At 66.2% G+C, this 21,735-nt stretch carries 19 protein-coding genes; 10 read left to right on the top strand and 9 right to left on the bottom strand.

Translation table 11 applies throughout. The features are described from left to right. Positions 1-172 precede the first annotated feature (172 nt). On the top strand, positions 173-1,405 hold the full coding sequence (locus BLIN9172_RS06925) for an N-acetylglucosamine-6-phosphate deacetylase (RefSeq protein WP_145997931.1): 1,233 nt from the start codon (positions 173-175) through the stop codon (positions 1,403-1,405). A gap of 205 nt (positions 1,406-1,610) precedes the next feature. Here the strand turns inward: BLIN9172_RS06925 and BLIN9172_RS06920 are convergent, their stop codons facing one another. Next, the gene (locus tag BLIN9172_RS06920; RefSeq protein WP_101554396.1) at positions 1,611-3,281 is read right to left on the bottom strand and encodes an HNH endonuclease signature motif containing protein; all 1,671 of its coding nucleotides are present in this window, start codon (positions 3,279-3,281) and stop codon (positions 1,611-1,613) included. Between the two features lie 262 nt (positions 3,282-3,543). On the opposite strand from BLIN9172_RS06920, the gene BLIN9172_RS18070 reads away from it, so the two are divergent. The 4 genes from BLIN9172_RS18070 to BLIN9172_RS06900 all read left to right on the top strand — a co-directional run bounded on the left by BLIN9172_RS18070 (position 3,544) and on the right by BLIN9172_RS06900 (position 7,128). Continuing rightward, the gene (locus BLIN9172_RS18070; protein WP_180956947.1) at positions 3,544-4,191 is read left to right on the top strand and encodes a hypothetical protein; all 648 of its coding nucleotides are present in this window, start codon (positions 3,544-3,546) and stop codon (positions 4,189-4,191) included. A gap of 67 nt (positions 4,192-4,258) precedes the next feature. Further along, entirely contained in the window at positions 4,259-4,954 is a 696-nt protein-coding gene (locus tag BLIN9172_RS06910; protein WP_101554395.1) for a hypothetical protein, read from the top strand. A gap of 226 nt (positions 4,955-5,180) precedes the next feature. Further along, positions 5,181-5,828, top strand: coding sequence for a copper chaperone PCu(A)C (locus tag BLIN9172_RS06905; protein WP_101554394.1), 648 nt, complete (start codon positions 5,181-5,183; stop codon positions 5,826-5,828). Further along, entirely contained in the window at positions 5,782-7,128 is a 1,347-nt protein-coding gene (locus tag BLIN9172_RS06900) for a Dyp-type peroxidase (protein WP_101554462.1), read from the top strand. The genes BLIN9172_RS06905 and BLIN9172_RS06900 overlap by 47 nt, the downstream gene beginning before the upstream one ends. 58 nt (positions 7,129-7,186) lie before the next feature. Here BLIN9172_RS06900 and BLIN9172_RS06895 read toward each other — a convergent pair whose 3' ends face one another. From BLIN9172_RS06895 to BLIN9172_RS06875, 5 genes are all read right to left on the bottom strand, one after another. Continuing rightward, complete coding sequence (locus tag BLIN9172_RS06895; protein WP_101554393.1) at positions 7,187-7,630, bottom strand: hypothetical protein; 444 nt, start codon at positions 7,628-7,630, stop codon at positions 7,187-7,189. Between the two features lie 203 nt (positions 7,631-7,833). After that, the gene (locus tag BLIN9172_RS06890; protein ID WP_101554392.1) at positions 7,834-8,742 is read right to left on the bottom strand and encodes a glycine betaine ABC transporter substrate-binding protein; all 909 of its coding nucleotides are present in this window, start codon (positions 8,740-8,742) and stop codon (positions 7,834-7,836) included. A 53-nt stretch (positions 8,743-8,795) separates the two neighbouring features. Further along, on the bottom strand, positions 8,796-9,695 hold the full coding sequence (locus BLIN9172_RS06885) for an ABC transporter permease (protein ID WP_101554391.1): 900 nt from the start codon (positions 9,693-9,695) through the stop codon (positions 8,796-8,798). Next, complete coding sequence (locus tag BLIN9172_RS06880; RefSeq protein WP_101554390.1) at positions 9,695-11,005, bottom strand: quaternary amine ABC transporter ATP-binding protein; 1,311 nt, start codon at positions 11,003-11,005, stop codon at positions 9,695-9,697. Before BLIN9172_RS06880 ends, BLIN9172_RS06885 begins: the two co-directional genes overlap by 1 nt. A 336-nt stretch (positions 11,006-11,341) precedes the next feature. Then, positions 11,342-12,142, bottom strand: coding sequence for an alpha/beta fold hydrolase (locus BLIN9172_RS06875; protein WP_205751033.1), 801 nt, complete (start codon positions 12,140-12,142; stop codon positions 11,342-11,344). Positions 12,143-12,199: 57 nt separating this feature from the next. Here BLIN9172_RS06875 and BLIN9172_RS06870 point away from each other — a divergent pair, with 57 nt between their 5' ends. Then, complete coding sequence (locus tag BLIN9172_RS06870; protein ID WP_101554389.1) at positions 12,200-13,117, top strand: type I 3-dehydroquinate dehydratase; 918 nt, start codon at positions 12,200-12,202, stop codon at positions 13,115-13,117. Between the two features lie 175 nt (positions 13,118-13,292). Here BLIN9172_RS06870 and BLIN9172_RS06865 read toward each other — a convergent pair whose 3' ends face one another. Continuing rightward, entirely contained in the window at positions 13,293-13,592 is a 300-nt protein-coding gene (locus BLIN9172_RS06865; protein WP_025777085.1) for a DUF4235 domain-containing protein, read from the bottom strand. Between the two features lie 248 nt (positions 13,593-13,840). Between BLIN9172_RS06865 and BLIN9172_RS06860 the strand changes: the two genes are divergently transcribed. After that, the gene (locus BLIN9172_RS06860; RefSeq protein WP_025777086.1) at positions 13,841-14,041 is read left to right on the top strand and encodes a hypothetical protein; all 201 of its coding nucleotides are present in this window, start codon (positions 13,841-13,843) and stop codon (positions 14,039-14,041) included. Between the two features lie 110 nt (positions 14,042-14,151). On the opposite strand, the gene BLIN9172_RS06855 is transcribed toward BLIN9172_RS06860, so the two are convergent. Next, positions 14,152-15,039, bottom strand: a complete 888-nt coding sequence (locus BLIN9172_RS06855; RefSeq protein ID WP_101554388.1) for an aminotransferase class IV — start codon at positions 15,037-15,039, stop codon at positions 14,152-14,154. Next, a complete protein-coding gene (locus tag BLIN9172_RS06850) occupies positions 15,036-16,139 on the bottom strand; it encodes a VIT1/CCC1 transporter family protein (protein ID WP_101554387.1) in 1,104 nt (367 codons plus the stop codon). Before BLIN9172_RS06850 ends, BLIN9172_RS06855 begins: the two co-directional genes overlap by 4 nt. Positions 16,140-16,655: 516 nt before the next feature. On the opposite strand from BLIN9172_RS06850, the gene BLIN9172_RS06845 reads away from it, so the two are divergent. From BLIN9172_RS06845 to BLIN9172_RS06835, 3 genes are all read left to right on the top strand, one after another. Continuing rightward, a complete protein-coding gene (locus BLIN9172_RS06845; RefSeq protein ID WP_101554386.1) occupies positions 16,656-18,776 on the top strand; it encodes a M28 family peptidase in 2,121 nt (706 codons plus the stop codon). A gap of 245 nt (positions 18,777-19,021) precedes the next feature. Next, positions 19,022-19,483 carry a DUF3817 domain-containing protein gene (locus BLIN9172_RS06840; RefSeq protein WP_101554385.1) on the top strand — a complete coding sequence of 154 codons (462 nt, stop codon included), beginning with the start codon at positions 19,022-19,024 and terminating at the stop codon, positions 19,481-19,483. A 276-nt stretch (positions 19,484-19,759) separates the two neighbouring features. Further along, a complete protein-coding gene (locus BLIN9172_RS06835) occupies positions 19,760-21,568 on the top strand; it encodes a flotillin family protein (RefSeq protein ID WP_101554384.1) in 1,809 nt (602 codons plus the stop codon). Positions 21,569-21,735: the final 167 nt, after the last annotated feature.

The following is a 21,735-nucleotide window of genomic DNA, read 5'->3' as shown; positions in this document are numbered from 1 at the left end:
CACTCTGCTCGCCGGGACCCTGCGGAGGGGGAGCTCGCCGGCACCCCGCCCGTCGACACTCTGCTCGCCGGGACCCTGCGGAAGGGGAGCTCGCCGGGACCCTGCGGTAGGCAGTTCACAATCCGATTCCGTACCCTGAATGTTGTGTTCGCAGAGCGATGGAAGGACCTCGATGACACAGACCGCACAGATCCCCGCCGAGGCGGTCATCCACAATGCGTGCGTCCTCGACGGTGATCGGGCGACGTTCACCGAGGAGACCGCGGATACGTGGATCGCGATCGCCGAAGGTACGGTCACGGCACGGGGCCGTGGGGACGGCTGGAAGGACGGAGCCGCCTCGGGGCGGGGAGAGGTCATCGACGCCGCCGGCGGATACGTGGCTCCCGCGTTCGTCGACATCCACTGCCACGGTGCGGGCGGCGCAAGCGCCGAGGACGGGATCGAGGCGATGGATGCGATCCTCGACGTGCATCGGGCTCACGGCACCGGCAGGCTCGCGCTGTCCTACGTCTCGGACACGATCGACGGTCTGTGCCGGTCCCTGCGTGCCGGAGCCGGTCTCGTCCGCGATCGGGCCATGGTCATGGGGCTGCATGCCGAAGGGCCGTTCCTGTCTCCGGATTTCAAGGGTGCGCATGCCCCTGAGGTGCTCACGTCGCCGACCCCGGAGGCCGCCGAGGCGATCCTCGAAGCCGCAGACGGAACTCTCGCGCAGATCACGATTGCCCCCGAACTGCCCGGTGCGCTCGATGCGATCGCGCGGTTCTCTGCGGCGGGCGTGCGTGTGGCCGTCGGTCATACGGCCGCCGACTTCGAACTGACCGCGCAGGCGTTCGAGGCGGGAGCAAGCATCCTCACCCACGCATTCAACGCGATGCCGGGCATCCATCATCGTGCTCCGGGGCCGGTCCTGGCTGCGGCCGAAGCTGAGCATGTCACCGTCGAACTCATCAATGACGGCGTCCACGTCGTCGCCCCTGTCGCGCGCATGCTCCATGAACTCGTGCCCGGACGCCTCGCGCTCATCACCGATGCCATGGCGGCGACGGGCCTGCACGACGGGAGCTATCACCTCGGTTCGCTCCCGGTCGAAGTCAAGGATGCCGTGGCGCGCCTGGTCACCGCCGACGGCACTCAGGGAGCCATCGCGGGGTCCACGTTGACGATGGACGAAGCCGTGAAGCGGGCCGTCACCGAGGTCGGGGTCAGCCCGTTCGACGCTGTGCAGTCCGCGGGGCTCGTTCCACTGCGTGCAGTGGGTGGTGTGCCGGGGTCGGGTGATTCTCTGCGTGCGGTGGGTGGTGCCGCCGATGCCGGCAGCCTGTTGGCTCCCGGAATGCCGGCTGAACTCCTGCTCCTCGATGGGGACATGAGCATCCGAGGCTCGCGGTTCGGCGGTTGACTCCGGTCGAACATTGCTGAATCCGTCTGAGCCTCGTTGAGTTCGAAGGGCTGACCGATGCGACTGCGCCCGTCACGCAGCTGAACCGGGCCGAACCGGGCCGAACCGGACCGAACCGGGCTGAACCGGACCGAGCCGAGTTGAATCCGGCTGAGCCCGGCTGAACTTGGAAAGTGGGCACAGCTGTCCCCTGAAAGTGGGGCGGCTATTTGTCGAACAGGGAGTCGACGATGTCGTCCGCGATGAAGCGGGCGTGGAGGATCGGCTTACGAGCCGGGTCCTTTGCGGCGGGCGGAACGTAGGCCGGTCGCCCGTCGAAGAGCATCACCGTGTCCCAATCGGTGCGGTCGAGCAGGTGGTGATGATAGCTGCAGAGCAGCGCGAGATTGTTGATCTCCGTCTTGCCGCCGAGCGCCCATGGAATCACATGGTTGGCATCGCACCAACCGGGAGGGGCATCACAGCCGGGGAAGGTGCAGCCTCGGTCGCGGGCGGTGATCACTGCCAGCTGTCTGCGATTGGCGAAGCGCTGTTCTGTGGCCACCTGCATCGTCTTGGCCTTGTCGCTCATGAGGTGGAAGAACAGCGAGCCGTTGAGGCCGTTTCTCATCAGTTCCTTGATGGGAATGGGATTGTCGGCGCCCGTGGTGCCGTGTCCCGTGCCTTTGGCCAGATCTTCGGCGGTGGCGTTGATGACGAGAGCATAAGGCGCTCCTGCGGCCGTCCGCTGTTTGTCGATCGTGGTGACGAGGCCGGCGAATCGTTCGTAGATCCATTCGCGCGCCGAGGGCTGTTCGGCGCTGACGTCGACGTAACCGCCGTCCTCACGAATGCCGACACCGGGGGCGGCAGCCGGATTCCCGGTCGTGCGAGCTGCATCGAGATCGGGTTCTGGAACTCGCTTCGCGTCATACCGGTCGCCGGAGAGCACCGCATCGACGATCTCGAGCAGCTCTTCATCGGGCAGCGGCGAGCTCGTTGCCTCAGGAGCGGCGGTCTTGATGCCGGCGCCGCTCTCGTCAGCACCGGCGGTGTCGGCGCCGGCTTTGTCAGCGTTGGTCTTGTCGTCTTCTCCCGCAGCTTGGATCCGTGAGGTCAGCAGTCCGTTGAGAGTGCCCCCGGTGACGGGGTCGAGCAGCCCACGCAGCTCCCAGTCGCCGTTGGCCCTGGCCCGCATGGACATGTTGTAAGCCGAGCGGTCGCTTGAGTCTTTCGGTTCTTCTCCGTCCGGGTCGATGTAGCCCATGAGTTTGCCGAAGATCTCGCGCAGGTCCTTGAGGCGGACCTTGGGTGCGTTGTCGACCAATCGTGTCTCAACGTCGCTGCGGACGGCCTGACTGACCCACGTGGGCAGCTTGCGCATGCAGTCTTCGATGACAGACGCCTGGGCGGCGGAGATCGTGCCGGCATGGAGCGCATCCGCGACGACCGGGTAGAGAGGCGGCAGAGCCTGGCCGGCCATATCGACGCGTCCGCCGAGGTTCTTGGCCATATCGGTGCGGCGGTTCGCCTCCGCGCCGGTGAGGTTGAATCGGTTCTCGATGAGCGATTTCGTCGACTTGGCGCCGAAATCGCTGGGTGTTCCGACGCGTTCGCAGACGGAGAGTGCGAGCGTCGACAACGCGTCGTTGATGCGTGTGATCGCCTCGACCCCATCGGCGAGCATGATGGCCTGTTCCGGTCCCATGGGGCGATCGAACGTGCGCAGCTCATCTTTGAGGCTCATCAGCTGAGTGATCGAAGAGGTGACCTCGGGCGCAAAACGGCTGAGATCCGTCCACTCTTCGTCGGCCAGCAGCGGGTGACCGCTGGTCTGCGGGGAGTTGTCGGCGTTCCGAGCGGAATGATCGGAGCTGCGTTCGGGAGTGAGGGTCATGGGGATGATTTCCGTTCACCAACATCGTTGTTGTTGGAATCCAGTTTACTCTCCAAGGCAATAGAATGCCATAGAGAATCGAAAAAAAGTTCGAACAGATATAATGTGTTCGTCGATGTTCGATCATAGAACCATAGACTCTTGCCAGATGTCTGCAGAAGCGCATGCCCATGACTCGTGCTGCCTCCGGCCCACTTCACGGAGGCCTTCGCGGCAGTGTTCCGGCTTCGAAAGTGTCAGGCGGTCGTGGCACGATTGGAGTATGGATGCCCTGCTCCTCATTGATACCGACGACGCCAGCTACCCCAGCGATGACGCCATGGAGACCCTCGGCGATATCGTCACCCGGACCCGCGCTGTGGGCGGTGTGCTCATCTTCGCGTCGACGAAGGCCGACCTCGCCGACACTCCCGATGAGGAGCTGAGCATCTTCGTTCCCGACGAAGAGGATCTCGTACTCCGCTCCGAGAGCCCCGATGTGTTCGAAGGCATCGACGATCTGGCCGCAGGTCTGCATGACCTCTCCGTCGACCGGATCATCATCGCCGGCGCCGACGCCACCTCGGCCACGCCCGGCGCCGACGCCACCTCGGCCACGCCCGGCGCCGACGCCACCTCGGCCACGCCCGGCGCCGACGCCAACACAGGCGAGCCAGGCGCTGGAGCTGGCAGCGATGCCACTGACCCTGCCGCCGAAGCGGGAGGCGATGCCGACGCCAGCGCCTCCTCGGCGAGCACCCCCGGAGCCGTCTACGCCTCGGCGATGGCGGGCCTTGTGTGCAACTTCGACGTCGTCGTCCTCTCCGACTCCACCACAGATCCCGACGGAAAGCTTGTCACCTGGGGCGATGCTGCCGCTGGCGCCGGCGCTATGGTCAAGAAGACCGCCGATACCTGGCTGCGGATGTAGGCTCAGCCGCCTTCCCGAAAGTGTTCTACGTTGAGTAGAATGTGGGAGCGAGCTGAGAGGAGGACCCATGACCGGATGGACGAAGTCCGTGCGCGCGCTCTTCGCCGCTCTCTTCACGACCCTCCTCGCCCTGCTCATGCACCTCGCCGCCGGAGGCGGAATCTCGGTTCCCGGCACTGTGGTCGTCTTCGTCCTCGTCCTGTGGGCGGCGATGATCGTCGCCGGCAGACGCCTCGGCTATCTCACTCTGGCCGGACTGCTCGGCCTCGGGCAGGTGCTCATGCACCTGACGATGAGCTGGTCCGCCCGCACCCTCGCCCATGCGGGGGCGCACACGGGAACCGCCCATTCCGGACCCGGTCAGACCGGGGCCGCAGGGACCGGTTCCACCTCCGCCGAGGCGGCCCTCCGCGCCCACGCCGGACACATCGTCCCGGCCCCGGGCTCCCTTGATCTCGGTCCGGCCGCATCCGCGCTCGGACATGCGAACCACGGTGCCGCCTCGGCGGGGATGATCATCGCCCACCTCGTCGCCGTCCTCGTCACCGCCGTGCTCCTCAAGCGCGGTGAGGACATCGTCCTCAGCATTCTGCAGCTGGCCCTGGGGCCGGTGATCGGTGCACTGCGTGCCCTCTCCGAGGCGGCCGGGGTCCTGGCCGACGAACCGTTCCGCAAGCTCAGCGCTTCGTTCCGGCTGCCGCAGCCGGTCACCTCGGCGGTCGTCGGTCCGAACTATCGGCGCGGCCCGCCCGCACTCGTCTGACACCTCCCACGGCGATTCAATCGTCGTCTCGCACCCATTCTCTGGGTGAACCCATCCATCATCGGGCGACCGACCCCTCAGCGGCGGCGACCCGACCCCTGGTGACAGTCGAGCCAATCCGCCGCATCAGCGGCAGAGACTCTGCGGCTCCAGGCTCGAGCCGTTTGGCGAGCCTGCATGATCGACCCGTGCTCGACTGCCCCTGAATGACGAAAGTGCAGACACCATGCGAAAGAACATCACCCTAGCCGTTGCCCTGCCCATCGCCGTCGCCATCGGCCTGGCAGGCTGCGGTCACGACGACAGCACGGCAGCCGGGTCGACGCAGGCCGGAGGCAGCAGCTCCGCCTCAGCGGAGACTGTGGACAGCCGAGTCGACGCCGAGGCGCTCAGCCTCGACGGCGCCTGGGTCAAGGCCGCCGACGACGGAATGACCGCAGTCTTCGGCGAACTGAAGAACAACACCGACCAGGACATCACCCTCGTCGAAGCGAAGTACGCGGACGCGAAGATGGTCCAACTCCACGAAACCGAAGGCGACGGTTCCGGCGGAATGTCCATGCAGGAGAAGAAGGGCGGCTTCACCATCCCGGCCGGGGAGAGCCTCGACCTCGAACCCGGGGGCGATCACATCATGATCATGGGCCTGAAGAAGGCCATCAAGCCGGGCGAGCAGATCAGCCTCGACCTCGTCACCGCCGACGGCGAGACCGTCGAGGTCACTGCCGTGGCGAAGGAGTACTCCGGAGCCCAGGAAGACTACGCGCCCGGTGAAGCCGAAGGCTCCAGCGACGGCGAGAATGCCGACCACGCCGACCACGCCGACGATGGCGACGACGAGGGCTCCGACCACGGAGACCACGGTGACCACTGAGCCCGGTCGCCCCGGCTTCAGCCGCCGCTGTCTCCTGACCTCGGCGGCCGCAGCCGGCGGCGTCGGAATCGTCGGTGCCGCGGGCGGATTCGCACTCGGCCGCGGCTCCGGGGCGCAGGGCGCGAGCGCCGGTGACGGCGGGCCGCCTCGGCGAGATCTGGACGGGGCGAACGGGCCGCAGACCGAGCCGTTCTACGGCTCTCATCAGTCCGGTGTCGAAACCCCGGCGCAGGCGTATGCGCACTTCATTGCGTTCACACTGGGGCCCGGGATCACGGCCGCCGAGGCGGTGCGCTGGCTGCGGCTGCTCACCGCGGATGCGGCCGCACTGACGCAGGGGCAGGCGCCGTTGGCCGACTCCGAATCCGAACTCGCCGTCGACCCCGCCCGGCTGACGGTGACTTTCGGATTCGGCGCCGCACTGGTGGCATTGGCAGGAAAGGACCATGTCCCGGACTGGTTGAAGCCGCTGGAGGCGTTCTCGATCGATCGCCTCGATGAGGACCGCTGCACGGGTGACCTGCTCCTGCAGATCTGCGGCGACGACCCGCTGACCGTGGCACATGCCAGGCGCATGCTGTTCAAGGACTCACGCTCATTCGCCGAGGTGGCCTGGCAGCGCGACGGATTCCGACGTGCCTACGGCAGCTCGCGGGAGGGGAAGACCCAGCGGAACCTCTTCGGTCAGCTCGACGGCACAGCGAATCCGGGGCCCGGATCCGAGGACTTCGCGCGGATCATCTGGGGCCAGGGCACCGAGACTGCGGACCCGGTGTTCTCCGCCCGCGGGGAGCCGCCGGCCGATCTCGGCGCGCATCTGCCTGTGTGGATGCGTGGGGGAACGACGCTGGTGCTGCGTGATATCGCGATGAACCTCGACACCTGGGACCAGGCCGATCGACCGGCACGGGAGTTCTCGGTCGGGCGGACCATGGACACCGGGGCACCGCTGTCGGGCAAGGACGAGTTCGACGTCCCGGACTTCACCGCCGTCGATGAGCGCGGACTGACGAAGATCTCGCAGGTCGCGCATATCGCTCGCGCCCGCGACGGACTGGGTCCGGAGGCGCAGATCCACCGGCGCACGTTCAACTATGAGACCGGTGCCGGTGGGGATTCGGGGCTGCTGTTCGCGTCGTTCCAGGCCGATATCGAGCGGCAGTTCCTGCCGATCCAACGCCGCCTCGCCGAGGTGGACCTGCTCAACGAATGGACGACGCCGATCGGGTCGACCGTGTGGGCGATTCCGCCCGGAGCGACCCAGGACGGCTACGTCGGGCAGGAGCTGTTCGACGGGTGAGGAAGCGGCGCGGCCGCCGGGCCGATGACGGGCGCCGGGCCGATGAGTATGAACGGGCTCAGAACAGCGCCTGCGGCAGGGCGCCTTCGAACTCGAGGAGGCGCCGCTTGGTCTCGAGCTCGTGCCCGTAGGTGACCGTGGTCCCCGCGGGAACCTCGTCGGCCAGGGTCGTCAGCACGGTCCCCGCGATGTCCGATACCTGACCGAAGTCCACGGGCAGATCGATGTCACCGAGGCGGCCGTCGAAGTACGCGCGCACCTGGACGATCGCGTCGGCGAGGATCGGATCCGAGGCGGCGGTCGCCTCGGCGGGGAGCGAAACGTCGGCGACCGCCTCGGCGGGGATCGGGTCCGACTGTCTGGCTGCCTCGGCGGGGATCGATGCGGCGGACACGGCCGCCTCGGCGGATGTGCGCCATTCGAGCCGGACGATCGACCGGCCATCGCTGGAGACTGTCAGGGGACCGACGAAGGTGTCGACGGATGCCGAATGGATCGCCATGAGATGCCCTCCGTTCGAGTTCCGCGCACCGAACGCGGTGCCAACGGCGCTGCTCCATCGAGTCTACTCATACAGCTGTGCCCTCCCGACTCTGTCGAGTCGGGAGGGCACTGCATATTCATGACTGCGCGCCGCGCGGCGGGGAAGTCAGCAGCTGAGCAGAGGACGTCGCCCTCAGGGCAGCTGCTGCCGCGGCAACAGGATCACTCCTCGTCAGGCAGCTCACCTTCGTAGGCGTCAGGGTTGGCCTTCAGCCACTCGGTGATGGCCTTTTCGCCATCATCCTCGTACTTGTTGACGACCAGGTCCTCGAGGTCTCCGTACTGCTTGTCATCGAGCTTGATGTTGCCGATGTAGTCAGCAGCGTCAGAGAACTCATCGCTGAAGCCCTTGGTCGCGGTGAAGTGGAGCTTCTCGGGATCGCCCATCGCGCCCTTCGGATCCTCCAGGTCCTTGACCGGGTACTCGTTGTTCGCCCAGAACGGACGCCACAGGGTAACGACGATGTCCTTCTCCGCATCGGTCGCGTTGCCGAGCTCGGTGAGCATGGCAGCCGTCGACGAGGTGACGAGCTCGTACTCGTCGTCGAGACCGTATTCGGGAATCATCGCCTTGGTGGCCTTCGTCAGACCGGCACCGGGCTCGATTCCGATGATCTCGCCGCCGAAGTCCTCGCCCTTGCCTTTGAGGTCCTCGATCGAGTTGACGTCGTCCATGTACTTCGGGACGGCGATCGTGAGGACGGCGTTGTCGTAGTAGGCGCCGACGTCTTCGAGATCGTCACCGTATTCATCGATGTACTGCTTGTGCGTGACCTCGGGCCATGAGGACGGATACATGTCGATATCGCCGTTGGCGACACCGGCGTACAGGACGGCGGCGTCGTTGAAGGTTTCGGTCTCGACGTTGTAGCCCATCTTGCTCAGCTGGTTCTCGAGCAGAAGCGAGATGCTCTGGCCGTCGGTCCAGCCGGTGACATAGCCGAGCTTGATGTCGCCCTTGTCGCCGCCTCCGCTGCCATCGTCGCTCGACGCTTCCTGCGAACAACCGGTCAGAGCGAGGCCGAGGGCTGCGGCTGCAGCGACGAACGGGGTGAGAAATCTTCTCTTCATTATGTGTTCCTTTTCTCTAGTGTTCGACATTTCAGACTGTGTGGTCCATCGATTCAGGCTGCCGCGGCAGTTGCCTTGTTCTTCGTGCGGCGACGGCGCAGCCCTGCCACGAGCGAGCGCGGGTAGTCCTTGGCATTGCCCAAGGCTGCGGTGACGCGATCGAGGTAGACCGCGATGATCACCACGCCGAGTCCGGCTTCGACACCGAGCGGCAGGTTCTGCGTGGCGATCGCTTCGACGACGTTCTTTCCGAGCCCGTCGGCGCCGACCATGCCGGCGATGACGGCCATGGCCAGTGCGAGCATGATGACCTGGTTGATGCCGGCCATGATCGTGGGCGTGGCCAAGGGCAGCTGGACTCCGCGGAGGATCTGGCCGGGAGTCGCACCGAAGGACTGTCCGGCTTCGACCGTCTCCGAATCGACGCCGCGGATGCCGAGCTCGGTGAACCGCACGCCCGGAGGCAGAGCGAAGATCACCGTTGCCACGAGGCCGGGGACGACGCCGATGCCGAAGAAGGTGACAGCAGGGATGAGGTAGACGAAGGCCGGCATCGTCTGCATGAAGTCGAGGACCGGTTTGATGACCGCTGAGGCCTTGTTGCTGCGTGCGGCCAGAATGCCGACCGGAATGGCGATGATGACGGCGATGACAGCGGCGATGATGATCAGCGCCAGGGTCTGCATCGCGGCCACCCACTGGTCCATCGTCATGATGAAGAACAGGGTGATGAGGGTGCCCACGGCCATCTGCCACGAGCGGAAGACCCAGCCGATGAGCGCCAGCAGGATGATGATGACGAGCGGATGGAGGTCGACGAGCACGTCGGTGAGGACGTCGATGAGGAGGTTCAACAGCCAGGTGACGGCGTCGAAGAACCACGCGACGTTCTCTTTGAGCCAGTCGAATGCTGTGTCGACCCAGGCTCCGATCGGAATTCGGATGTTCTCCATCAGCGCTCACCCCTTTCGCCGGCGACCTGCGGTGCGGCGGCATCATCGCCTTCGGCCAGTACCTGGTCGATGATCCCGGTGTCGACCGGCTCGGGCCAGCCTTCGACTGAGGCGTCCGTCGCCTGCTCGTCGTTGCCGTTTTGGTTGCCGAGCGCAGCGAGCAGGGTTGCCCGCGGCACGACACCGACGAGTTCGCCGTCGGAGTCGGTGACCGGCACCGGCAGAGGCATCTCCGCGGTCGGGAGGAAGAGATCGATGAGCAAGTCGTCCGGGGACGCAGGGTGGGCGACCGGCTTGATGATCTCGTCGAGAGTCGTGGCGCCTGTCCGGATGTGCTCGATGCAGGCGCGGTCGCTGACGAGTCCGAGGAACTTCCGGTCCTTGTCCGTGACATACACGCCCGAGGCGTTGTTCTCACGCATGGTGCGCAGCGCGACGCGGGGGCCGTTATGATTGGTCACGGTCTGACGTGCCTTCTCCATGACGTTGTTCGCGGTGAGGACCCGTGCTCGATCGACGTCGTGGACGAACTGCGCGACATAGTCGTTGGCAGGGTCGGTGAGGATGTCCTCCGGGGTGCCGACCTGGACGATGCGTCCATTGCGCATCACCGCAATCCGGTCACCGAGGAACATCGCCTCATTGAGGTCGTGGGTGATGAAGATGATCGTCTTCTTCAGTTCCCGTTGCAGTTCGACGAGCTGTTCCTGCATTTCGCGGCGGATCAGCGGGTCGAGGGCGGAGAAGGCTTCGTCCATGAGGAGGATGTCGGTCTCGGCCGCAAGCGCGCGGGCCAGGCCGACGCGCTGCTGCATACCGCCCGAGAGCTGTTCGGGGAATTTGTCGCCCCAGCCATCGAGGCCGACGGCCTTGAGCCAGCGGTCGGCGGCCTTGTCCCGTTCCGCCTTCGCGACTCCACGGATCTCGAGCGCATAGGCGGCGTTGTCCCGGACAGTGCGGTGCGGGAGCAGTGCGAAGTGCTGGAACACCATCGAGATGTGTTCGCTGCGGACCTTGCGCAGTGTCGCGGCGTCGACCTTTGCGATATCGGTGCCCAGCACCTCGACGGACCCGGCAGTGGGTGCCCAGAGCCCGTTGAGGGTGCGGATCAGGGTCGACTTGCCCGAGCCCGACAGGCCCATGACGACGAAGATCTCGCCCTCCTGGACGTCGAAACTCGCGTCGATGACGGCGGCCGTTCCGAGTTTGGTCAGATCATCGCGGTCCGCGCCTTCTTCGAGTCGCTTGACGACTTCGCCTTGGCGCTTTCCGAAAACTTTGTAGACGTGTGACGCTTTGACAACGCTCACGTACTTCCTCCTAGCATTCTTGGCAGTCCGCAAGAACGAGAGGCTTCACCCCCGTTTGCACGGTTCGGTGCTCGCAGAACAGATCCGAATAGCTCAATTGCGCACGCGCCTCACCGCACACGGATATCTGATCCACCATTGTAGTTTTATTCAGGGTCTTCGGCAGAGATCTTATCGGGATTATGCGGCGCGCCCTTCTTGACTGGCGCTCTGACCTGGGGAAACAACTGCTCGTGCGTTACTTGATTGTTATAATCATCGATTGGAGCATGTAGGTGTGCCGTTTATGGATTTGTTACCGGATATGAGGTTTTGATGCAGTAGGCGGCCTTGTCTTCAGGGCGTCCGCAGCGATTCCGAGAGGAAGTGGATCACGGCCGGAGTGACCACCTCGGCGAACTCTTCGAAGAATCCGTGGCGGCCCTCCGGCAGAATGCGCAGCTGAGAACCGGGGATGCGTTCGTGGAGGATGCGGGCATTTCCGACCGGGTTCATCCTGTCGGCGTCGCCGTGCATGATCAGCGTCGGAGCGGTGATCTCCGGCAGTCGATCCCACGCGTCGTGATTGGCGCTGATGCGCAGATGGGCGGATGACTCGGCGGCCGTCATCGTGTCGTCGCCGAGCATCTTGCTGTACTTCGCCGACACCGTCCACTCGGGGGTGTAGAAGAGGTCGAAGAGGTACTGAGTGTGCTCATCTCCGCGCAGCCGCGCCAATGCCTGGCCGACCTCGCGCGGACGCTTGACCCCGTGCGGACCGCCGGGGGAGGTGCACCCGAGGATGAGTGCGCTCACTCGATCCGGGTGGTTGAGTGCCAGCATCTGCGCGATGCGCCCGCCCATGGAGGTGCCGTACACCGCGGCCCGATCCACGCCGAGGTGGTCGAGCACGTCCGCGGCGTCGTCGGCGAAGCTCGCCGTCGACAGTTCGCCGAGCTGACCCCGGCTGCCGCCCGTCCCGCGATAGTCGAACGTGATCGTGCGGAAGTCCGGTTCGAAGTCCCCGCGCAGATCGTCCCACCACTCGTGCGAATTCGACTGTCCTTGCAGCAGGAGCAGCGCTGGGGCGTCTTTCGGCCCGCTGACCTGGGCTTCGAGCGGGAAGCCATCGCGTGCGCTGATCCTGTCCATCTGCATCGTCTCCACCCGTGTCCTCCCGCCCGCGCGTGCCTGATCACCGCCTACGCTTGAGAGATGAAATCATTGCCGTTCCTCAATCCTGCCGCAGGGTCGCCTGCCGTGCGCAATCCCGACCGACCGGCCATCATCGTGCCCACGCAGGCGCTCGATGCCGAGGACCTCGCCGCCGAATGCGCTGCAGCCGCCGCGACCGGGATCGTCGACGCCGTCGAATGGCGCATCGATCTGCTGCTCGCCGCCGCTTCCGGTTCCGCACAAGGTGGGGCGCACAGTGGTGTGCACGGCCTCGCCGAGGCGGCCCTTCGTCTGCTTCCGCATGCGCTCACAGCCGGGCTGCCGATCCTCCTGACCGTGCGCACCGGTTTCGAAGGCGGGCAGGTGGAGATCACGGAGGACGCCTACGCCGAGGTGGTGCGGGAACTCATCGCCGGGGTCGCTGATGTCGAGGCGGGCGCCGGAACCGCTGCCGGCGCCGGTCCCAGCGGCACCGGTGGAACCGGCACCGCCGCCTCGGGAGTTCCCGGCAGCGCATCATGGGGCGTTCCCGTGGCCATCGACGTCGAGATCGATCGGGCCGAGTCGGGCTCCCTCATCGCCTCGGCGCGGCAAGCGGGCGTGCCCGTCGTCGCTTCACACCACAATTTCGAGTCCACGGACTCCGCCGAACGCCTGCTGAAGACGTTCGCTGCGATGAGCGAGGCCGGTGCAGATGTGGCCAAGGTGGCGATGATGCCGCAGGCGCCGGCCGATGTTCTGCGTCTCCTGGAGGCGACGGCCGCGGCGGATGCCTCGTTGCCGGTTCCCGTGCTCGGAATCGCGATGGGACTCTTGGGCCGGACGAGCCGGATCATGGGCGCCGGCTTCGGCAGCTGCGCCACATTCGCGCAGATCGGTCGGGCCTCGGCCCCGGGGCAGATCGAGGCATCGGTCCTCGCCGAGATCCTCGACCGCGTCGGAGGTAGGTGTGTATGAGCGGCCTCAAAGTTCATACGCGGTGATCTTGATCAGGGCGTATGAATTTCTGACCCGCGTTTGCCGAGGGGTTTGCTGACGGGCCTGGCTCGACCGGCAGAGTCCGTCGGGGAAGCAGACGGCCCGCGAAGCATGTGCTTCGCGGGCCGTTTCGCTGGTGGAGGTCAGCGAAGGATCAGTCGGTGGTCTCTTCGATCTGCTTGCGGAACTTCTTCGGCAGGGCCTCATCGCCGAAGTTGTTGCGCACGGTGTTCGCGGCGATGCGCTGAACCACGAGCTGAGCCACAGCCACGCCGACGCCGGAGACGATCGTCCAGGCCAGAGCCTCGGACATCGAGATCTCGTCATCGACAGGGTTCGACGGCGCCGGGCGCTTCGTCGACTTCTCCCACGCGAAGGTCAGGGTCTTGCGAGCGACGAATGCAGCTGCGATAGGCGCTCCCACGCCGATGATCTGCCAAGCGAGCTTTCCCATGCTCGTGTCCTTTCCTTTGAACCTTGGATCCCGTGCCTCTGGGGAGTCGCGGGAACGTATTCCGTCGAAGACAACACTAACGCAGGACGATGCGCCCGGGGCCACCCCCGTTCGAACGAGGTCGAGAAAGTTCCCTCATTTCATACTTTTGGGGGATGTGCCGGGCAGATCGGCGGGGATAGCGTGAGAGCACGCTTCGGTCGGGCAAAGGGAAGGTCTGAACCGAAACGTGAAGAGAAAGGCACACGATGCTGAGGAAGTGGAAGACGCGCGTCGTCACCGGACTGTTCGTCTGTGGCGCCCTCGGATTCCTGCTTGCGCTGCTGCCGGGACTCTCCGGCGTCTTCTGGCCGGTGTGGCTGATCAGCTGCGCCGCCTGCATCCTCGGGCTCGTTCTCGCCTTCACTCTCCCCTCGGCGAAACCCGCCGACGCTCTGCCCCGAGCCTGAAGAGCTCGGGGCAGCGCATCCCCGACAGCACGCATCCCGACAGCGCATCCCGACAGCACCCAGAGACCGGACGGCCGAGGGAAGGTCATCCCCACAGACTCACCGGGGTGTCAGCGGCCGCGGACGATCGCCTGGAATCGGTCCGTGAGATTCTGATCTACAGCGATCGCGTTGCCGTCGAGTTCGCGCAGAGCGGCGGCCGTGCGCATCGACGAGACGAACCAGGCCCCGTCCGCGTCCTTGACGTCGTCGAGTCCGAGGTCGGCGTATTCGGCGCGCAGCCCCAGGCCCTGCGCATGATCGAAGATCAGGCGCTGCGTCGTTCCCGACAGCAGACCAGCCTCCGGATTCGGTGTGAGGAGGCGGTTGCCTCGGCGGATGATGAGGTTTGCGGTCGGGCCTTCCAGCACGATTCCGTCGTGGGAGACGAACAGCGCCTCGTCGGCGTCGTTCGCCGCGGCATAGCGGCCGGCCGCCTGATTGACCGCATAGGACAGCGTCTTCGCGCCGATGAGCAGCCACGGGGCCTTGCTGCCGATATAGGCGTCGAATCCGCGGTCGAGGCTGACGGCGGTGACACCCTGCTCCCGGGCTGTGAGGATATGGTCGTCCACGGGCACGGGGAAGGCCCATCCGCGGCCCCGGAACCGACCGTTCGCGTCCTGCTCCCCGCGCGAGAGGGCATAGCGGATCCCGAACTCGACGTTCTGGGGATCGGCAGCGGCCACCTCGGCGATGAGGGAATCGATGACCCGATCCCACAGTCCTTGGTCCGGATCGGACAGATCCAGCGCCGAGGCGGATGCGCGGAAGCGGGTGAAGTGCCGTTCCCGCGACACCACGGTGGCACCGTGCGTCCCCACGCTGACCAGCACGGTTTCGAAGATGCCGTCCCCGCGATGAGCGGAGAGATCCGTGACAGGCAGCTGAGCGGCACCGAGATCGGTGAGCTCGAACTCAGCCGCGGTGGGGTCGACGAGGATGAGCGGATCGGTCATGCGGTACCTCCGAAGAGCAGGCCGAGGACGTAGGTCACGGCGGCGGCACCGAAGCCGATGCCGAGTTGGCGCAGGGCGCGGGGGCCGGGTGATTTGCCCGAGAGCAGGCCGACGATGCCGCCTGTGAACAGCAGCGCGATGCCGACGAGGCCGGCGGAGAGGAACACGGCGGGCAGTCCGGACAGGCCGAAGATGTAGGGCAGGATCGGGATGAGCGCGCCGGAGGAGAAGAAGCAGAAGCTTGAGAGGGCAGCGCCGATGCCGGTGCCGAGTTCGTCACGGTCGACCTCGGAGTCGAGGTTCGGCAGGCGCGGCGCCTGTCTGTTCTTCGCCGCCGCGATCGTGCGGTTGGCGCGAGCCTCGGCCTCGTGGGTCTTCATGCCGCGGGCGCGGAAGACGAGGGCGAGCTCGTTGGCGTCGATGTTGAGGTCGGCCAGGGCGTGCCGGGACTCGGGGTCCGGGGTGGAGGCGTCGAGGAGTTCGCGCTGGGAGCGCACCGAGATGTACTCGCCGGCTCCCATCGACAAGGCGCCGGCCAGCAGCCCAGAGACGCCGGTGAGCAGGATGACGGTGTTCGAGACTCCCGCCGCGCCGACGCCGAGGACGAGTGCGAGGTTCGAGACCAGTCCGTCGTTGGCGCCGAAGACGGCGGCACGGAAGTTTCCCGACAGGCGGGCGCGGGAACGGGCAGCCAGAGCGCGGACCACCTCGGCGTGGATGCGTTCGTCGGCGGCCATCTCGGCCGAGGCGGCTTCGTCTTCGTCGTACGGCGAGCTCGTCTCCGACTGCTGAGCAAGAGCGAGGACGAACACGGAGCCGAACAGACCGCCGAGGAAGGCCAGGCAGCGGGTGAGGAGATCGGCGGAACGGCGCTTCTCGGCATGCTCGCCGAGCAGCGTGATCCAATGCTCCTGGTGCCGGGATTCCGCGGCGGCCAGGCTGAGCAGGATCTCACGATCCTCTCCGCTGCGGCGTTCGGCGAGGTTGCGGTAAACCCGTTCCTCGAGCCGTTCGTTGGCGAGGTAGCGCTGCCAGCGGCGAACGGTTCGTCTGTCGGGGGGCGCAGGCGGAGTCGCTCCTGCGGAGTCATCGGTCGTCACTGGTCCGAGTCTAGTCGTGCGGTCTGATCTCGGCACTGGATGGGCGGTGAGCGGCCGGGCGGGTTCGGTCGAGTGACCGTGACGCTGGGCCGGCGCTGCTCGGTCTGGTGCTGCTCGGTCTGGCGCGTGTGGGCGCGGTTCCGGTGCGGCTGGGGTGCCGCGGGAGCGATCGTCGGCGCGGAGGCAATGACCGCAGAGAGTCCGCATCGCGACCGCAGGCCGTCCGCGTGTGCGAAATCGATCAGTGACCGGTTGTTATCAATTCGTAACATAAAAGCCGGCTGGTGTGCGTTAGATTTATGACCAATGTGAGTTGTGTCACCGTTTCGTTATAGAAGCATGTGATTCGTTACCAATGACGAGTCATAGCGAAGCGTCAGAATCGAGCTTCCCCGCAAGCGCAGCTGTAAAGAGGCCGACACCGGTATGGACGAGCAGTCATGCCGTGGCGGTCATTTCCGGTGCGCCGTCATGTGCGATTCCTCTGGACACAGACAAAGGAGCGAAAGGAACTCCATGAAGTTGCGAACGAAGAGCTGGCTGGCAGTCACCGCCACAGCCGGACTGGTCCTCGGCGGGGTGAGCCCGGCGCTGGCAGCGGGCACCGCGGGACCGACCGAACACACCGATATGGGCGTCAACGGCGACGCCGTGATGGAGCATCTGCAGAAGATCTCCGACATCTCCACCTCGCACGCGGATGAAGGTCACCGTGCGCTGGGAACCCCCGGCTACGAAGAAGCCGTGGAATACGTCGAATCCACCCTCGAGGCGACCGGAGCCTTCGATGTGAAACGTCAGGCCTTCGATGTCGAGGGCCAGAACTTCGGCACCGTCGACGTCAAGGTCGACGGGGAAGCGGTCAAGGTTGCGACCGCCTCATACACAGAGGGAACCACTGAGCCGCTGACCGATCTGCCGGTGGTGCTGCCGGTCGATGACGACAACAGCGACCTGGCCGGCGGACAGCTCGGCTGTCAGGCCAGTGACTTCGACTCCAGCGCCGAAGGTGCGCTTGTGCTCGTGTCCCGCGGCGAATGCGCCTTCGGTGAGAAGACCAAGGCCGCCACCGAGGCCGGTGCCGCAGCGGTCATCATCTACAACAACGACAAGGACAACCCGGACGAGGAGCTCAACGCCACCCTGGGTGAGCGGATGGAAGGCAGTGCCCCGACGGTGACGGTCACCTACAACGTCGGCACCGACCTCGTCGAGAAGGTCGAAGCCGCAGGTGCCGAGGCCGGCGCAGAAGCCGGCAGCCAGACTGACGCCGAGGCGGGCCTCGGGCAGGGTGCCGACGAGACCGAGGAAGCCGCCGCCGACGACGCGGCGGCCGAAGCCGCGGCCCTGACCGCCGACTTCACGCTCGAGACCGAGTTCGTCACCGAGACGACCTGGAACGTCATCGCCGAGACCAAGGCCGGCGACCATGACAACGTCCAGATGTTCGGCGCCCACCTCGACGGGGTCGAAGAGGGCCCCGGCGTCAACGACAACGGATCCGGATCCGCAGCACTCCTCGCTTCGGCCGAGGCGCTCGCCGAGCAGCCGACCGAGGTCGACAACGCCATCCGCTTCGGCTGGTGGGGCGCGGAAGAAGTCGGACTCGTCGGTTCGACGGAGTACGTCGCGAGCCTCGACGATGCCGAGCTGGGCAAGATCAAGTCCTATATGAACTTCGACATGATCGGCTCCGACAACTACATCGTCGGCACGCTCGACTCCGACGGCTCCGATGTGCCGATCCCCGACGGCGTCAACGTCCCCGAAGGTTCGGCCGAACTCGAGAAGGTCTTCACCGACTACTTCGCCGACATCGACCAGCCCAACGTCGGCACCGCCTTCTCCGGACGTTCGGACTACCAGGCGTTCATCGACAACGGCATCCCGGCCAGCGGACTGTTCTCCGGAGCAGACGGCACGAAGACGGCTGAAGAGGCTGAGATGTTCGGCGGCACCGTCGGCGAGAAGCACGACACGAACTACCACCAGCCCACGGACACGATCGAGAACGTGAGCAAGGAGTCCATCGACATCTTCGCTCCCGCCATCGGCTTCGCCGTCCACACGCTGGCCTATGAGCTGGCCGACGCGCCGACGGATCCACCGACCGATCCGACGACTCCGCCCACGGACCCCACCGATCCGCCCACGGAGACACCGACCGAGGCCCCTGATGAACGAGCACTGAGCATCGATCCCAAGACGATCGAAGCGCCGGACTTCGTCAGTGAGAAGGGCGTCCAGGTTGCGGCCACCGGCTGCGCCGCCGACACCACGGCGACGATGACGGTGACCCCGAACAACGGGAAGATCGAGACGTTCGAGCAGACCGCCGAGGTCGGAGCCGACGGCACTGCCCGATTCGGAGTCCGCGGACTCGACGCGTCGATGGTCGACAGCTACATCGGCACCTACGACGTCACCGTCGACTGCGAAGGCGGAGACCCGCTGACCGGATCCTTCGAGGTCGTCGCCGAAGGTGATGGGCCGGGAGCCGGTGACGGTGGCAACGGCGGCGGTGGAGGAGACCTGCCGCGGACCGGTAACGAAGCCCTGCCGCTGATTCTCTCGGCCGGAGCGCTCATCGCGCTCGGTCTGGCGATGACGCTGGGTTCACGCCGCCGCCGCAGCTGAGGGGCAGCCGAGACGACGTGCCCTGATCGGCACGGACGGCCCGATGCGTGGTCGGTGACTGGTAACGGTCACCGGCCCGTATCGGGTCGTTCTCGTCTGCGAAGATGGCGATGGCTGCGGAGTGATCCGGCGGCGCAGCTCGGATGGCGCAGCTGAGTCGGCACTGACCCAGATCTGAGATCGAGCGACTCACCTGGCGGCGCTCCTCAGTGGGCGTTCACCTTGTCCGGGCACAATGGTCTTCCGTGACTCCCAAACGCTTCTTCACCTTCTTCGCCATCGCCGAGACCGTGACCTGGACTCTGCTGCTGATCGGCATGTTCCTCAAATACGTCACCCACACCACCGAGGTGGGGGTGCGGATCGGCGGAGGCATCCACGGCTTCGTCTTCATCTGCTTCGTCATCGCCGTCATCGGGGTCGGCACCTCGCAGCAGTGGAGCAAGCGTCGTATCGCCACGGGCCTCGGGTCGGCGATCATTCCCTATGCCACGATTCCCTTCGAACGCTCGGTGGAGAAGACCGGGTCCCTCGAAGGCGACTGGGGACTGGGCCGCAACGGCCGCACCCCGCAGACCTGGTTCGAGAAGCTCACCTCCTGGTGCATCCGGTCGCCGTGGCTGGCAGTCGGCCTCGGGATCATCTTCGTCGTTCTCGTCTTCTCCGGGCTGCTGCTGGCGGGCCCTCCCGGCGACTGGGGCAGATGATCGACTGATCGACACCGCGAGCCCGCAGCGCGGACGGCTCTGACCGACCGCCTCGGCGAGGGGCGGCAGGTGCGGATCCGGACGGACCGCGAGCCCGCAGCGCGGACGGCTCTGACCGACCGCCTCGGCGAGGGGCGGCAGGTGCGGATCCGGACGGACGGCGGGCGTGAAGAGCCGCCTCGGCGGACATCCTCCCTGTCCTGTGTCCGTGGGCTCGCATAGGATGAGTGGGACGGGCCGGACAACGGCCGCCCAACCGCGATGAAAGGCCCACCGATGGACCTGCTCTTCGGCGTCGGAGGAATCGGCATCCTCGTCGTCATCATTCTCATTGCCCTGCTCGTGATCCTCAGGTCCTACAAGATCGCCTCACCGTCCGAGGCGCTCATCATCACCGGCCGGAACGCTTCGGGGTCGTCCGGCACCGGTCGCATCGTCATCGGCGGTCGCTCGGTCGTCTATCCGATCGTGCAGAAGGCGTTCATCCTGTCGCTGTCCTCGCGGCAGATCTCCGTCGAGATCGACGGCATCTCCATCAACGGCATCGCCCTGCGTCTGCGCGGAGTCGCCCAGGTCAAGGTCGGCGGCACCGAGGATGATGTGCGCAAGGCCGCGCAGCGCTTCCTCGACCAGCAGGATCAGATCGACCACTACTCGAAGGAGATCCTCTCGGGTACCCTGCGCGCCGTGGTCGGCACGCTCACCGTCGAGCAGATCATCCAGGATCGCGCTTCCTTCGCCGCGCAGGTGCAGGAGGAGTCCGCGCACTCGATGAACAATCAGGGCCTCATCATCGACACGTTCCAGATCTCGGCGGTCGAGGACGAAGGCAGCTACCTGCGCGACTGGGGCCGCCCGCAGGCCGCCGAGGTGGCGAAGAACGCCGCCATCGCCGAGGCGAACGCCGGCCGCGCATCGGCCGTCGAGCAGGCGCAGCAGAACGAGGAGACCCAGAAGCAGCAGGCGCTGACCGACCAGGCAATCGCCGAACAGCAGCAGCAGCTGGCTCTGCGGCGGGCCGCGCTGAAGGAAGAGGCCGATCAGCGTCAGGCGACGGCCGACAATGCGGGCCCGCTGGCGGCGGCAGCCGAGAAGCAGAAGCTGCTCGAAAAGGACCGGATCGTGGCGAAGGAGGCCGCGGAGCTGCGTGCCGAACAGCTCGACGCCGAAGTGCGCCGACCGGCCGACGCCGAACGCTACCGGCAGCAGGCTGCGGCCGATGCCCGGGCCTATGAGATCGAGGCGCAGGGCCGAGCCGAGGCCGCTGCCGAACTGCATCGGCGGTCGAAGGACGCGGAGGCGATCCGCCTCGAAGGTGAAGCCGAGGCCGATGCGATTCGTGCCCGCGGTGAGGCGGAAGCCGAGGCGCTGCGGGCACAGGCCGAGGCCTACAAGCAGTTCAATGATGCAGCCGTGCTGTCGAAGGTGCTCGAGGTGCTGCCCTCGGTTGCCGGGGAGCTGGTGGCGCCGTATGCGAACATCAAGGACCTCTCCATCGTGTCCACCGATGGCGAGTCGAAGCTCGCGAACTCCGTGTCGAACAACCTCTCGCAGGTCCTCGAGGTGGTGCGCGGAACGACCGGTGTCGACCTCACCGACCTCGTGGCCAAGGCGAAGGGCTCGGGCGAGGGCGGTTCGAGTGGTGCTGGGTCGGACGGGTCCTCCGGTCGGTCGGAAGGACCTGGTGGGTCCGGCGGATCCGACAGCGGGGGACCTGACGGAGCCTCCGCCACGGATGCGAGAACAGGCGAGGTCGTCGACGGGGTCGTGGCAGACGGCGCGGCTTCCGGACCGCGATCGAACCGCTCCGGATTCGACCCGAAGGCCTTCCTCGATGACAGCGGGGTCGATCTCGACCGCATTGGCGACGAGGTGAAGAAGGCCACCGGCTTCGATGTCCAGGCCTATATCGACGAGGCGAAGCGCCGCCTCGACGAAAGCGGCGCAGGCGCGGCGGGGACCGGTCAGGCCGGGGCCGGCTCGGGCGAAGCCGCGCCCGGTGGCGATGAGCCCGGCGGCGGTCAGAGCACCGACGGCAGGGGCACCCGCGGTCAGGACGACGACGGTCAGGACACTCAGAGCTGACAGCAGCGGGTGCCGGGGCGCCCACAACGCGCAGACAGCGGCCGCCGAGGACTTCCTCGGCGGCCGTTTCGTGCATGGAGCGCGCCGAGGTGCCGACCGGCCGGGCGGTGATGTGTCCTGCGGGTGGATCCACCTCGATTCTCCGAACGATTTCGAGGTGAATTCAC

It is taken from the genome of Brevibacterium linens ATCC 9172, from assembly GCF_900169165.1.
GTDB lineage: Bacteria > Actinomycetota > Actinomycetes > Actinomycetales > Brevibacteriaceae > Brevibacterium > Brevibacterium linens.
This window is presented reverse-complemented; position numbering and strand designations above follow the sequence as displayed.

Coding starts and splice junctions, on each gene's coding strand:
- BLIN9172_RS06845 (WP_101554386.1), top strand. CDS start 16,656: ATGAAGTTGCGAACGAAGAGCTGGCTGGCAGTCACCGCCACAGCCGGA.
- BLIN9172_RS06835 (WP_101554384.1), top strand. CDS start 19,760: ATGGACCTGCTCTTCGGCGTCGGAGGAATCGGCATCCTCGTCGTCATC.
- BLIN9172_RS06925 (WP_145997931.1), top strand. CDS start 173: ATGACACAGACCGCACAGATCCCCGCCGAGGCGGTCATCCACAATGCG.
- BLIN9172_RS06905 (WP_101554394.1), top strand. CDS start 5,181: ATGCGAAAGAACATCACCCTAGCCGTTGCCCTGCCCATCGCCGTCGCC.
- BLIN9172_RS06920 (WP_101554396.1), bottom strand. CDS start 3,281: ATGACCCTCACTCCCGAACGCAGCTCCGATCATTCCGCTCGGAACGCC.
- BLIN9172_RS06865 (WP_025777085.1), bottom strand. CDS start 13,592: ATGGGAAAGCTCGCTTGGCAGATCATCGGCGTGGGAGCGCCTATCGCA.
- BLIN9172_RS06890 (WP_101554392.1), bottom strand. CDS start 8,742: ATGAAGAGAAGATTTCTCACCCCGTTCGTCGCTGCAGCCGCAGCCCTC.
- BLIN9172_RS06860 (WP_025777086.1), top strand. CDS start 13,841: ATGCTGAGGAAGTGGAAGACGCGCGTCGTCACCGGACTGTTCGTCTGT.
- BLIN9172_RS06895 (WP_101554393.1), bottom strand. CDS start 7,630: ATGGCGATCCATTCGGCATCCGTCGACACCTTCGTCGGTCCCCTGACA.
- BLIN9172_RS06875 (WP_205751033.1), bottom strand. CDS start 12,142: ATGCAGATGGACAGGATCAGCGCACGCGATGGCTTCCCGCTCGAAGCC.
- BLIN9172_RS06885 (WP_101554391.1), bottom strand. CDS start 9,695: ATGGAGAACATCCGAATTCCGATCGGAGCCTGGGTCGACACAGCATTC.
- BLIN9172_RS18070 (WP_180956947.1), top strand. CDS start 3,544: ATGGATGCCCTGCTCCTCATTGATACCGACGACGCCAGCTACCCCAGC.
- BLIN9172_RS06900 (WP_101554462.1), top strand. CDS start 5,782: ATGGCGACGACGAGGGCTCCGACCACGGAGACCACGGTGACCACTGAG.
- BLIN9172_RS06855 (WP_101554388.1), bottom strand. CDS start 15,039: ATGACCGATCCGCTCATCCTCGTCGACCCCACCGCGGCTGAGTTCGAG.
- BLIN9172_RS06870 (WP_101554389.1), top strand. CDS start 12,200: ATGAAATCATTGCCGTTCCTCAATCCTGCCGCAGGGTCGCCTGCCGTG.
- BLIN9172_RS06910 (WP_101554395.1), top strand. CDS start 4,259: ATGACCGGATGGACGAAGTCCGTGCGCGCGCTCTTCGCCGCTCTCTTC.